Here is a 14,545-nt window from a genome sequence, read left to right as displayed (position 1 = left end):
ACACCACCGGCGGCGGCATGCACCAGCACCCGCTCACCCGCCCGCAGACCACCCAGATCCACCAACGCGTAGTACGCCGTCAGGAACACCATCGGCACGGAGGCCGCCTGCTCGAAGGTCCAGCCGTCGGGGATCCGGGCCAGGACCCGGCCGTCGGTGACCGAGCGGGGGCCGAAGCCGCCCGAGAGCAGGCCCATCACCTGGTCGCCGACCGCGAGCCCGGTGACCTCCGGCCCGACCTCCAGGACGACGCCCGCGCCCTCGATGCCCATCGGCCCGGCGTCGCCCGGGTACATGCCCAGGGCGTTCAGGACGTCACGGAAGTTGAGGCCCGCCGCGTGGACCGCGACCCGGACCTCCTCGCCGACCAGCGGGCGGTCCGCTTCCGGGGCGGGGAGCAGCGCCAGGTTCTCGAAGGTCCCCTTGCGCGGGGAGTCCAGCCGCCAGGCGGCGGCGGTCGGAACGGGCAGGGTGTCGGCGGACGGCCTGGCCACCCGGGGTACGAGTACCGCGCCTTCGCGCAGGGCGAGTTGGGGCTCGCCGGTGGCCAGGGCGGCGCCCAGAGCCGCGAGCGACTCCGCCGCACCGTCCACGTCCACCAGCACCAGCCGGCCCGGGTTCTCCGTCTGAGCCGAACGCACCAGACCCCACACCGCCGCCACCGCCAGCTCCGGGCTCTCCCCCGCACCCACGGCCACCGCACCACGCGTCACCACGACCAGCCGCGAAGCGGCGAACCGCTCCTCCATCAGCCAGCCGCGCACCAGCTCCAGCACCCGCGCCACCACCGACCGGGCCACCACCGCGACCCCGCCGTCAACGCCTGCATCGCCGTCGCCGTCCACGACCGCGACCACAACCTCGGGCACCACGGCGCCCTGGTCCACCACCGCCGCCAGCGCGGCCACATCCGCCACCTGCCGCAGACCGCCCAGCACCGGCAGATCGGTCGCGCCGAGCACGGCCCAACCACTCGTCTCCGGCGTACCGGTGACGGTGACCGGGGTCCAGGCGAGTCGGTGCAGCGCCTCCGGGTGACCGGTGGCCGAGGCCTCCAGCGCGGCGGCCGAGACCGGGCGCAGGACGAGCGAGCCGATGTCGGCGACCGGGGCTCCGGCGCCGTCGGCCAGCTGGAGGGAGACCGATCCGCCGGAGCGGGTCAGGCGCGCCCGCAGGGCCTGGGCGCCGGCCGCGTGCAGGACGACGTCGCTCCAGGCGAACGGCAGCCTGCCCTGGGGGCCGTCCGCCCCCTCGGTACCGGCCTCGGCGGCCGCGCCCAGGCCGAGCGCGTGGAGAGCGGAGTCCAGCAGGCCCGGGTGCAGGCCGTAGCGGCCCGCCTCGGTGTGGTGTTCGGCCGGCAGGGCGACCTCGGCGAAGATCTCGTCCCCGCGCAGCCAGACGGCGCGCAGGCCCTGGAACGCCGGGCCGTAGGCGAAGCCGAGGTCGACCGCGCCCTCGTAGAAGCCGCTCGCGTCGACGGCCTCGGCGCCCGCCGGCGGCCAGACCGACAGGTCGAAGGGCTCCCGCTCCGGGGCGGTGCCGAGGGCACCGGCCGCGTGGCGGGTCCACGGCTCACCGGCGGGCGCGTCGTCCCGGCGGGAGTGAAGCTGGAAGGGGCGGCGGCCGGTGTCGTCGGGCTCCCCGACGGTGAGCTGGAGAACGATCCCTCCGCGCTCGGGCAGCACCAGCGGCGCCTCCAGCGTGAGGTCCTCCACCGCGCCGCAGCCGACCTCGTCGCCCGCCCGGACGGCGAGTTCGACGAAGGCCGTGCCCGGCAGCAGGATCCGGCCCTGGACGGCGTGGTCGGCCAGCCAGGGGTGGGTCCGCACCGAGAGGCGGCCGGTGAACAGGTAACCGTCGGTGTCGGCCAGGGCGACGGCGGCACCGAGCAGCGGGTGCCCGGCGGCCTCCAGGCCCAGGCCGGCCGGGTCGCCGGTCGGCAGGGCGCGCAGCGTCGGCCAGTAGCGGCGGCGCTGGAAGGCGTAGGTCGGCAGCTCGACCGGGCGGACGCTGCGGCCGGCGGCGAGTGCCTGCCAGTCGGGGCCGCTGCCGGTCAGGCAGAGCCGGCCGAGGGCGGCCAGGGCGGTGGGCCGCTCGGGGCGGCCGGCGCGCAGCGCGGGGACGAACACGCCGTCCTCGACGCACTCCTGGGCCATCGCGGACAGCACGCCGTCGGGGCCGAGCTCGACGAAGGTGGTGACGCCGTCGGCTTCCAGGGTGCGCATGCCGTCGAGGAAGCGGACGGCCTCGCGGACGTGCCGGACCCAGTACGCGGGCGAGCACAGCTCCTCGGCGGTGGCCAGGTCCCCGGTGACGTTGGAGACGACCGGGATGCGCGGGGCACTGTACGTCAGACCCTCCGCCACCCGGCGGAAGTCGTCCAGCATGCCGTCCATCAGCGGCGAGTGGAACGCGTGCGAGACGTTGAGACGCTTGGTCTTCTCGAACTTCCCTGCGATCGCGAGGACTTCACCATCGTCGCCGGAAATCACCACGGAGGTCGGCCCGTTGATCGCGGCGATGCTGACGTTCTCGGTGAGCAGCGGCAGGATCTCGGCCTCGGTGGCCTTGACCGCGACCATCGCGCCGCCCTCCGGCAGCGCCTGCATCAGCCGGCCACGGGCCGCCACCAGGGTGACGGCGTCGTCCAGCGACAGCACGCCCGCGACGTGTGCAGCCACCAGCTCGCCGATCGAGTGCCCGGCCAGGACGTCAGGCCGCACGCCCCAGCTCTCGTACAGCCGGAACAGCGCCACCTCGACGGCGAACAGCGCGAGCTGGGTGAACTCCGTACGGGCGAGAACCGCGGCGTCCTCGCCGAACACGGCTTCACGCAGCGGCAGTTCGACCCGCGCGCAGACCGCGTCGAAGGCCTCCGCGAACACCGGGTACGCCTCGTACAGCTCCCGGCCCATCCCCGGCCGCTGGCTCCCCTGCCCCGTGAACAGGAACGCCGTCCGTCCGCCGCGTGCGACGCCCTGGAGCACGTTCGCCGTGGTGACGCCCTGCGCGAGGGCGTCCAGTCCGGCGAGCAGCTCGTCCCGGTCGGCGCCGAGCACGACGGCCCGGTGCTCGTGCAGGGAGCGCGTGGTGGCGAGTGCGTGGGCGACGGAGTCGGCGGCGGGTGCGTCCGGGCCGGTCAGGTGGTCGCGCAGTCGGGCGGCCTGCTCGCGCAGGGCGTCCGCGCTGCGGGCCGACAGCAGCCAGGGCAGCGGAGCCACGTCGGCCGGTGCCGCGTCGGGCTCCTCGGCCGGGGAGGCGGCGGGTGCCTGTTCGAGGATGACGTGGGCGTTGGTGCCGCTCATGCCGAAGGAGGAGACGGCGGAGCGGCGGGGGTGCGCCGTCTCGGGCCAGGGCCGCGACTCCGTCAGCAGCTCGACCGCGCCGGTGGCCCAGTCCACGTGCGACGACGGCTCGTCGACGTGCAGGGTCCGGGGCAGCACGCCCTCGTGCATCGCCAGCACCATCTTGATGACGCCCGCGACACCGGCGGCGGCCTGGGTGTGGCCGAGGTTGGACTTCACCGAGCCGAGCCACAGCGGCTCGCCGGTGCGCTCCTGGCCGTAGGTGGCCAGCAGCGCCTGGGCCTCGATCGGGTCGCCGAGCCGGGTGCCGGTGCCGTGCGCCTCGACCGCGTCGATCTCGCCGGGCGACAGGCGGGCGGCGGCCAGCGCCTGGCGGATGACCCGCTGCTGGGCGGGGCCGTTCGGGGCGGTGAGGCCGTTGCTGGCGCCGTCCTGGTTGACGGCCGAGCCGCGGACCACCGCCAGCACCGGGTGGCCGAGGCGCTCGGCGTCGGAGAGGCGCTCCAGCAGGAGCATGCCGACGCCCTCGGCCCAGCCGGTGCCGTCGGCGGCCTCCGCGAAGGCCTTGCAGCGGCCGTCGTCGGCGAGGCCGCGCTGGCGGCTGAACTCGATGAAGGCGCCCGGGGTGGCCATCACGGTGGCGCCGCCGGCCAGGGCGAGCGTGCACTCGCCGCCCCGCAGCGCCTGGGCGGCCAGATGCAGGGCGACGAGGGAGGAGGAGCAGGCGGTGTCCACCGTCACCGCCGGGCCCTCGAGACCGAAGGTGTAGGCCAGGCGCCCGGAGACCACGCTGGCCGCGTTGCCGGTGGCGAGGTGGCCCTCCAGGATCTCCTCGGAGGCGAACAGCAGGTTGGTGTAGTCCTGCATGTTGGTGCCGGCGAAGACGCCGGTCCGGCTGCCGCGCACGGTCTCCGGGTCGATGCCGGCCCGCTCGAAGGCCTCCCAGGAGGTCTCCAGCAGCAGCCGCTGCTGCGGGTCCATCGCGAGGGCCTCGCGCGGGCTGATGCCGAAGAACGCGGCGTCGAACTCCCCGGCCTCGTACAGGAATCCGCCCTCGCGGGCGTAGCTGGTGCCGGCGTTGTCCGGGTCCGGGTCGTACAGCGCCTCCAGGTCCCAGCCGCGGTCGGCGGGGAAGCCGCCGATGGCGTCGCCGCCGTCGGCCAGCAGGCGCCACAGCTGCTCGGGGGTGCGCACGCCGCCGGGGAAGCGGCAGCTCATCGCGACGATGGCGACCGGCTCGTCCGGGGCGCCGAGGACCGGGGCGGCCTCGGTGGACTCGGCGTCCGGGCCGAGGAGTTCGGCGCCCAGGTGGGCGGCGAGGACGGCCGGGGTCGGGTAGTCGAAGACCAGCGTGGCGGACAGCCGCAGGCCCACGGCCGCGTCGATCCGGTTGCGCAGTTCGACGGCGGTCAGCGAGTCGAAGCCCAGCTCCTTGAACGGGCGCCCGGCGAGGACCCCGTCGACGGAGTCGTGGCCGAGCACCGCGGCGGCCTCGGTGCGGACCAGGTCGAGCAGGATCCGCTCCCGCGCGGCGGCCGGGGCGCCGGCCAGCACGGCCCGCAGCCCGCCGGCCGCGCCCTCCTCGACGGGGGTGGTGTCGGCCTGGGCCGCCACCGCCTCGGGCAGATCGGCGAGCAGTGCGGAGGGGCGCACGGCGGTGAAGCCGGCGGCGAACCGGGACCAGTCGAGGTCCGCCACGGCGAGGGCGTCCTCGCCCGCGCCCACGGCCTGGGCCAGGGCGGCCACCGCCTGCTCGGGCGCCATCGGGCGCAGCCCGCGCCGGCGCAGGTGCTCGCCGCCGTCGGCGGCCATGCCGCCCTCGGCCCACGGGCCCCAGGCGACGGCGGTGGCGGCGAGGCCGCGGGCGCGGCGGGCCTGGGCGAGCGCGTCCAGGTGGGCGTTGGCGGCGGCGTAGGCGCACTGGCCGCCGCTGCCCCAGACACCCGCCACGGAGGAGAAGAGGACGAAGGCGTCCAGCTCGGTGCCGTCCAGCAGCGCGTCCAGGTGGGCGGCTCCGGCGGTCTTGCCGGCGACGACGGCGGCGAACTCCGCCGGGTCGGTCTCGGCGAGCGGCGTGTTCTGGGCGATCCCGGCCGCGTGCACGACGGCGTTCACCGGGTGTTCGGCGAGCAGGGCGGCCAGGGCGGTGCGGTCGGCGGCGTCGCAGGCGGCGACCGTGACCCGGGCGCCGCGTGCGGTCAGTTCGTCGCGCAGTTCGGCCGCGCCGGGGGCTTCGAGGCCTCGGCGGCTGGTGAGCACGAGGTGCTCGGCGCCGTTGGCGGCCAGCCAGCGGGCGACGTGGGTGCCCAGGGCGCCGGTGCCGCCGGTGACCAGGACGGTGCCGCGCGGGCGCCAGTCGGCGGCCTCGGTGCACTCGGCCCGGACCAGACGGCGGCCGAACGTACCGTTCGCGCGCAGCGCGACCTGGTCCTCGGCGGAGCCCGGCGCGAGCAGGGCGGCGAGGCGGGCGGCGGTGCGCGCGTCCAGGGCGGCGGGCAGGTCGACCAGTCCGCCCCAGCGATCGGGGTGCTCCAGGGCGACCACCCGGCCGAGGCCCCACAGCTGGGCCTGGGCGGGGTGCTCGACCTGCTCGGCGCCCGACACGGCCACGGCGGCCTCGGTGGTCAGCCAGAGCGGGGCGGTCACCTCGGCGTCGCCCAGTGCCTGGACCAGCAGGGCGGTCCGCAGCAGGGCGGCGGACACGCCCGGGTGGGCGGGGTGCTCGGCGTCGTCCAGGGCGAGCAGCGACAGGATCCCGGCAGGGCCGTCGGCGGCCGCGTCGCGCAGCAGCTCGGTGAGCCGGGCCCGGTCGGCCTCGGCGCCGAGCTCCAGGCGCCGGACGTCCGCGCCGACCGCGGTCAGGGCGCGCTCGACGGCGGCCAGCCGCTCGGCCGCGCCGTCCGGGAGGCCGACGGGCGCGACGGTGAGCCAGGTGCCGCCGAGGCGGGCGGTGTCCGGCGCGCCGAGCGGCTTCCACTGGACGCGGTAGCGCCAGCCCTCGACGGTGGTGCGGGCGCGGTGCTGCCGGCGCCAGTTCGACAGGGCGGGCAGCACCTCGCGCAGGGCGCCGTCCGCGGACAGCTCCAGAGTGCCGGCGAGGGCCGCGACGTCCTGCTCCTCGACGGCCGTCCAGAACCGCTCGTCGCCCGGGGTGCCGGCGGGCGTCGCCGCTCCGGCGGCGGGCGCCTCCAGCCAGTAGCGGCGGGCCTGGAAGGCGTAGGTCGGCAGGTCGATCACGCGGCCGTCGCGCACGGCGGGCACGGCCGACCAGTCGGGGCCGGCGCCGTGGACGTGGGCGGTGGCGAGCGCCGCCAGCAGGCTGCGCTCCTCCGGGCGGTCGGCGCGCAGCGCGGGGGCGAACGTGCCGCCGTCGACGCAGTCCTGGCCCATGGCGGAGAGCACGCCGTCGGGGCCGAGCTCGACGAAGGTGGTGACGCCCTGGGCCGCCGCGGTGCGGATGCCGTCGAGGAAGCGGACGGCCTCGCGGACGTGCCGGACCCAGTACTCGGGCGAGCACAGCTCCTCGGCGGTGGCGAGGGCGCCGGTGACGTTGGAGACCACCGGGATGACCGGCTCGGTGTAGCTCAGGCCCTCGGCGACGGCCCGGAACTCCGCCAGCATGCCGTCCATCAGCGGCGAGTGGAAGGCGTGCGAGACATTGAGCCGCTTGGTCTTCCCGAACTGCCCGGCAATGGCGATGACTTCGGACTCGTCCCCGGAAATCACCACGGAGGAGGGCCCGTTGACGGCCGCGATGCTCACCTGGGCGGTCAGCAGCGGCAGGACGTCCGCCTCGGCGGCCTTCACCGCGACCATCGCGCCGCCCTCGGGCAGCGCCTGCATCAGCCGGCCACGGGCGGACACCAGCGCCACCGCGTCGTCCAGCGACAGCACACCCGCGACGTGGGCGGCCGCGATCTCACCGATCGAATGGCCGACCAGGACGTCCGGACGGACCCCCCAGCCCTCCAGCAGGCGGAACAGCGCCACCTCGACGGCGAACAGCGCGGGCTGGGTGTACTCGGTGCGGTCCAGCAGCTCCGCGTCGTCGCCGAACACCGTTTCGCGCAGGGGCAGTTCGACCCGCGCGCAGACCGCGTCGAAGGCCTCGGCGAACGCCGGGTGGGCCTCGTACAGCTCCCGGCCCATGCCGAGGCGCTGGCTGCCCTGTCCGGTGAACAGGAAGGCGAGCCTGCCGCCCTCGGCGGCGCCGGTCACCAGCCCGGCGGCCGTGCCGCCCTCGGCCAGCGCCGCCAGGGCGCCGCGGAAGGAGGCGAGGTCGTCCGCGACCACGACGGCCCGGTGGTCCAGCGCCGCCCGGGTGGTGCCGAGCGAGTGCGCGAGGTCGGCGAGGTCGACGTCCGGGTGGGTGTCGAGGTGGTCGAGCAGTCGGGTGGCCTGGTCGCGCAGCGCCTGCGCGGTCGCGCCGGACAGCAGCAGCGGGCGGCCGGAGGCCCGGACGGGCCGGACGGTCTCCACCGGCTCGACGGCGGGGGCCTGCTCGATGACGGTGTGGGCGTTGGTGCCGCTGATGCCGAAGGAGGAGACGGCCGCGCGGCGCGGGCGCCCGGTCTCCGGCCAGGGCCGGGCCTCGGTCAGCAGCTCGACGGCGCCGGAGGCCCAGTCGATGTGCGGGGACGGCTCGTCCACGTGCAGGGTCCGCGGCAGCAGCCCCTCCCGCATCGCCATGACCATCTTGATCACGCCGGCCACACCGGCGGCGGCCTGGCTGTGCCCGATGTTGGACTTGATCGAGCCCAGCCACAGCGGGTCCCCGCTGCGCTCCTGGCCGTAGGTGGCGAGCAGGGCCTGGGCCTCGATCGGGTCGCCCAGCGCGGTGCCGGTGCCGTGCGCCTCGACCGCGTCCACCTGGGCAGCGGTCAGTCCGGCGTTGGCCAGGGCCTGGCGGATGACCCGCTGCTGGGACGGGCCGTTGGGGGCGGTCAGGCCGTTGCTGGCGCCGTCCTGGTTGACGGCGGAGCCGCGGACCACGGCGAGCACGGGGTGCCCGTTGCGCCGGGCGTCCGACAGCTTCTCCAGCAGCAGCATGCCGACGCCCTCGCCCCAGCCGGTGCCGTCGGCCGCGGCGGCGAAGGACTTGCAGCGGCCGTCGGCGGCCAGGCCGCGCTGGCGGATGAACTCGACGAAGACCGTGGGAGTGGACATCACCGTCACACCGCCGGCCAGCGCCAGCTCGCACTCGCCGTTGCGCAGCGCCTGGGCGGCCAGGTGCAGGGCGACCAGCGAGGAGGAGCAGGCCGTGTCGACGGTGACCGCCGGGCCCTCCAGGCCGAAGGTGTAGGCGACGCGGCCGGAGGCCACGCTGCCGGTGTTGCCGTTGCCGAGGTAGCCGTCGAAGTCCTCCAGGCCCTCGGAGACGCCGTACAGGCGGGCGCCGTAGTCGTGGTACATCGCGCCGACGAAGACGCCGGCGCGGGTGCCGCGCACGCGCTCCGGGGCGATGCCGGCCCGCTCGAAGGCCTCCCAGGAGGTCTCCAGCAGCAGGCGCTGCTGCGGGTCCATGGCCATCGCCTCGCGCGGCGAGATGCCGAACAGGCCCGGGTCGAAGTCGGCCGCGTCGTACACGAACGCGCCCTCGCGGCGGAAGCGTCCGCCCGCGTGGTCCGGGTCGGCGGCGTAGACGGCGTCCGCGTCCCAGCCGCGGTCGGCGGGCAGCGCGGCGACGGCGTCCGTGCCCTCGGCGACCAGCTGCCACAGCTGCTCCGGAGTGCGTACGCCACCGGGGTAACGGCAGCTCATCGCGACGATGGCGATCGGCTCGTCGTCGGCCGCGGCACGGCGGACGGCCGGGGCGGCCGGGGCGGTGGCGGCGGGGGCCAGCCCGGCAAGCAGGTGACGGGCGAGCGCGGCGGGGGTGGGGTGGTCGAAGACCACGGTGGCGGGCAGCCGCAGGCCGGTGGCCCGGCCCAGCCGGTTGCGCAGCTCGACGGACATCAGGGAGTCGAAGCCGAGCTCCTTGAAGGGCCGGTCGGCGTGCACCGCCTCGGCCGACCGGTGGCCGAGGGCCCCGGCGGCCTGGGTGCACACCAGCTCGGTGAGCAGCCGCTCCTGCTCGGCGGCCGAACGGCCGGCCAGTCGGCGCAGCAGCGGCGAGCCGTCGGCCCCGGCGCCGGCGCCCTGCGCGGAACGCCGGACGGGAGCCGGGACGAGCGTACGGAACAGCGTGGGCAGGCGGTCGGCCTGGGCGCGCAGGACGGCCAGGTCCAGGCGGACCGGCAGCAGCAGGGCGTGCCCGGTGCGCACCGCGAGGTCGAACAGGCCCAGCGCCTCGGCGGACGGCAGCGCGTGCAGGCCCGAGCGGCGCATCCGGGTGAGGTCGGCGGCCCCCAGGTGGCCGGTCATGCCGCTGGCCTGCTCCCACAGGCCCCAGGCGAGCGAGGTGGCGGGCAGGCCGGCGGCCCGGCGCCGGGCGGCGAGCGCGTCCAGGAAGGCGTTGGCGGCCGCGTAGTTGGCCTGGCCGACGGCACCGAGGACGCCGGCGGCGCCGGAGTAGAGGACGAAGAGCGCCGGCTGCCGGTCGCGGGTCAGCTCGTCCAGGTGGACGGCCGCGTCGACCTTCGCGCGCAGCACCCGCTCCAGGCGCTCCGGGGTCAGCGCGTCCAGCATGCCGTCGTCCAGGACACCGGCCGCGTGGATCACGGCGGTGAGCGGGCGGTCGGTGGGGACGGTGTCCAGCAGGGCGGCGAGTGCCGCGCGGTCGGCGGCGTCGCAGGCGGCGACCGTCACCTCGGCGCCCAGCGCGGCCAGTTCGTCGCGCAGCTCCACCGCACCGGGCGCGGCCTCGCCCCGGCGGCCGGCCAGCAGCAGGTGGCGGACGCCGTGCTCGGTCACCAGGTGGCGGGCCAGCAGCGCGCCCAGGGTGCCGGTGCCGCCGGTGATCAGCACCGTGCCGTCGGGATCCGGGGCGGACGGGCCGGCGGCGGCGTCCTGCTCGGACACCGCCCGGACCAGCCGGGGGGCCAGCACCTCACCGGCGCGCAGGGCGAGTTGGGGCTCGCCGGTGGCGACGGCGGCGGGCAGCGCGGCGGCGGAGCCGGCCTCGTCGTCCAGGTCGACCAGGACGAAGCGGTTCGGGTGCTCGGACTGCGCGGAGCGGAGCAGGCCCCAGACCGTGGCGTGCGCGGGCCGCTCGACGGCTTCCGCGTCGAGCGCGGCCACGGCGCCGCGGGTCACCAGCACCAGGCGGGCGGCGGCCAGGGGTTCGGCGGCCAGCCACTCCTGGGCGAGGGCCAGCGCGGCGGCGGCGGCGCGGTGCGCCTCCTCGACCTGGTCGGCGGAGCCGACGGCGACCGGCGCGACCACGGTCTCCGGGGCCGCCTCCCCGGCGGCGACGGCGGCCAGCAGGGCGGCGAGGTCGGGGTACCGGACGGCGTCGGGCGCCACGGCCGCGTCGGCGCCGAGCACGGCCCAGCGGGCGGCGTCGGCCGGGGCGGCGGGCCCCTGGGCGGTCCAGTCGATGCGGTACAGCGGGGTGCGCGCGCCGCGCGCGGCGGAGTGCAGCCGCTCGACGTCGAGCGGGCGCAGGGTCAGCGCGTCGGCCGTGGCCACCGGGGCGCCGGTCGGGTCGGCCAGCGCCACCGAGACGGCGTTGTGCCCGGCCGGAGCCAGCCGCACCCGCAGGGCGGCGGCACCCGTGGCGTACACCCGCAGCCCGGTCCAGGCGAAGGGCAGCAGTCCGCCCTCCGCCCCGGGCAGCAGCCCGCCGAGGCCGGCCGCGTGCAGCGCGGCGTCGAGCAGGGCGGGGTGCAGCCGGAAGCGGCCGGTCCGGTCCAGCTCCTCCTGCACCGGCTCGACCTCGGCGAAGACCTCGTCCCCGCGCTGCCAGGCGGCCCGCAGGCCGCGGAACGCCGGACCGTAGGCGAAGCCGCCGGCCGCGAAGCGCTCGTAGAGGTTCGCGACGGGCAGCTCGACGGCGCCCTGCGGGGGCCAGACGGCGAGGTCGAACTCCGGCTCGACGGCGCCGCCCCGGGACAGGGTGCCGGTGGCGTGGCGGGTCCACGGCTCATCCGTGCCCTGCGCGTCGTCGGGGCGGGAGTAGACCTCCACGTCGCGGCGGCCGTCGGCGTCGGGCGAACCGACCACCACCTGCACCGCCACGCCACCCTGGACGGGCAGCACCAGCGGCGCCTCCAGGGTCAGCTCCTCCAGCACGTCACAACCGGCCTGGTCACCCGCGCGGACGGCCAGCTCGACGAACGCCGTACCCGGCAGGATCACCGTGCCGGCCACCGCGTGGTCCGCCAGCCACGGCTGGGTCTGCACCGACAGGCGGCCCGTGAAGACGTGCCCGTCGCGGTCGGCCAGCGCCACCGCAGCACCCAGCAGCGGGTGGTCGGCCGCGCCCAGGCCGGCGGACAGCACGTCACCGATACCGCGCGTGCCCGGCTTCGGCCAGTACTTCTCACGCTGGAAGGCGTAGGTCGGCAGGTCGATACGGCGTGCGGCCGGGACCAGCGGGGCCCAGTCGACGGACGCGCCGTTGCTCCAGGCCTCGGCGAGGGCGGTCAGGAAGCGCTCCCGGCCGCCCTGGTCACGGCGCAGGGTGCCCTGGACCGTGGCCTCGGCGTTGGCGGCGTCGATGGCCTCCTGGATACCGACGGTCAGCACCGGGTGGGCGCTCACCTCGACGAACTGCGAGTGACCCGAGGCCAGCAGGGCGTCGACGGTCGACGCGAACTCCACCGTCTGACGGAGGTTGCGGTACCAGTACCCGGCGTCCAGCGAAGCGCTGTCGATCAGTTCACCGGTGACGGTGGAATGGAACGGCACCTCCGGAACCCGGGGCGTGACCGGGGCCAGCAGCTCCGCCAGACGGGCCTCGATGCGCTCCACGTGCGCCGAGTGCGACGCGTAGTCCACCGCGATCCGACGCGCCCGGACCTCCTGCCCGGCGCAGTGCTCCATCAGCTCGTCCAGGGCACCGGCATCGCCCGAAACCACCACCGAGCCGGGGCCGTTGACCGCAGCGATCGAGATTCCATCCCGGCCGGACAGCAGCTCGCGGACACTCTCCACGGGCAGCGGAACGGACACCATCCCGCCCAGACCGGAGAGCTCGGTGATCGCCTGGCTGCGCAGCGCCACCACCAGCGCCGCGTCCTCCAGGGAGAGCGCGCCGGAGACGGCAGCGGCGGCGATCTCGCCCTGCGAGTGCCCCACCACCGCCGACGGCTCCACACCGTTCGCACGCCAGAGGGCAGCCAGCGAGACCATCACGGCGAACAGCACCGGCTGGACCACGTCCACCCGCTCCATCCACCCGCCGTCCTCACCCGAGACGACCTCCAGCAGCTCCCAATCCACATGCGGAGCAAGCGCCTTGGCGCACTCCTCCATCCGGGAACGGAACACCGGCGAGTCCGCGAGCAGCTCCCGGGCCATGCCCAGCCACTGCGAACCCTGCCCCGGGAAGACCATGACGAGCTTGCCGCCGGCCCCGGAGCCGCGGACCACCGACGAGGTGCCCTCGTCCTGCCCCGAGGCCAATGCGCCCAGCCCGGCGAGCAGTTCGTCCCGCTCCCCCGCCAGGACCACGGCCCGCTCGTCGAACCGGGCGCGGCCGTGGGCGAGTTCGGCGCCGACGCCGGCGAGGGAGAGCTCCGCTCCGGCCTCCTGCACGAAGGCGGCCAGCTTGCCGGCCTGGGCGCGCAGCGCGGTCTCCCCGCGCGCGGACAGCACCCAGGGCAGCGGGCCGCCGACAGTGGTGGCCCAGACGGCCGGACCCGCCTGGCCGGTCGAACCTGCCGAACCGGCCGACTCGGACGGCGCGGCGGCGGCGTCCTCCGCCGCCGGGGCCTCCTCCAGGACGACGTGCGCGTTGGTGCCGCTCATGCCGAAGGCCGAGACGCCCGCCCGGCGCGGCTCGTCCGCCGCGGGCCAGTCGCGCGCCTCGGTCAGCAGTTCCACGGCGCCGCCGGACCAGTCGACGTGCGAGGTCGGGCGGTCGACGTGGAGGGTCTGCGGCAGCACGCCGTTGCGCAGCGCCATGACCATCTTGATCACGCCGCCGACGCCGGCCGCGGCCTGCGAGTGGCCGAGGTTGGACTTGAGCGAGCCCAGCCACAGCGGACGGCCGGCGGGCCGGTCCTGGCCGTAGGTGTCGAGCAGGGCCTGGGCCTCGATCGGGTCGCCGAGCACCGTACCGGTGCCGTGCGCCTCGACGGCGTCGACCTGGCCCGCCGAGAGCCGGGCGTTGGCCAGGGCGCGCAGGATGACGCGCTGCTGGGCGGGGCCGTTGGGAGCGGTGAGGCCGTTGCTGGCACCGTCCTGGTTGATCGCCGAGCCGCGCACGACCGCGAGCACCTGGTGGCCGTTGCGCTGCGCGTCGGAGAGGCGCTCCAGCAGGAGCATGCCGACGCCCTCGGCCCAGCCGGTGCCGTCGGCGGCCTCCGCGAAGGGCTTGCAGCGGCCGTCGACGGCCAGGCCGCGCTGGCGGCTGAACTCGATGAAGGAGGAGGGGGTGGACATGATCGTCGCACCGCCGGCCAGGGCCAGCGTGGAGTCGCCGTTGCGCAGCGACTGCACGGCGAGGTGGAGGGCGACCAGCGAGGAGGAGCAGGCGGTGTCGACGGTGACGGCCGGGCCCTCAAGCCCGAAGGTGTAGGCGAGTCGGCCGGAGAGCACGCTGGCCGCGTTGCCGGTGGCGAGGTGGCCCTCGGCGCCCTCGGCCTCGCCGGCGACGACCAGGCCCAGGTAGTCCTGGCCGGCGGTGCCGACGAAGACCCCGGTCTTTCCGCCCTTGAGCGCGGCCGGGTCGAGGCCGGCCCGCTCGAAGGCCTCCCAGGAGGTCTCCAGCAGCAGCCGTTGCTGCGGGTCCATCGCGAGGGCCTCGCGCGGCGAGATCCCGAAGAAGCCCGCGTCGAACTCCCCCACCGCTCGCAGGAAGCCGCCCTCGCGCGCGTAGCTGGTGCCGGCGTGCTCCGGGTCCGGGTCGTACAGCCCGTCGAGGTCCCAGCCGCGGTCCTCGGGGAAGCCGCCGATGGCGTCCCGGCCGTCCGCGACCAGGTCCCACAGTCGTTCGGGGGTGTCGATGCCGCCGGGGTAGCGGCAGGCCATGCCCACGATGGCGATCGGTTCGCGGCTCTCCGCCTGGAGGTCCCTCAGCTGCTGCTTGGTCTGCTGGAGGTCCGCGGTCACCCACTTGAGGTAGTCGCGAAGCGTCTCTTCATTCGCCATGCGGAGGGCCACCTCATCGGGGTGAGCGGGTCCTCCGGGCACGC

General features: G+C 76.3%; 1 protein-coding gene. It reads right to left on the bottom strand.

The window, feature by feature from the left end:
* The coding region (locus ACWDBE_RS37905; RefSeq protein WP_449810241.1) for a type I polyketide synthase at positions 1-14,462 on the bottom strand (14,462 nt) is incomplete at its 3' end.
* Positions 14,463-14,545: the final 83 nt, after the last annotated feature.

This window comes from Kitasatospora sp. NPDC001132 (assembly GCF_053598415.1).
This window is presented reverse-complemented; position numbering and strand designations above follow the sequence as displayed.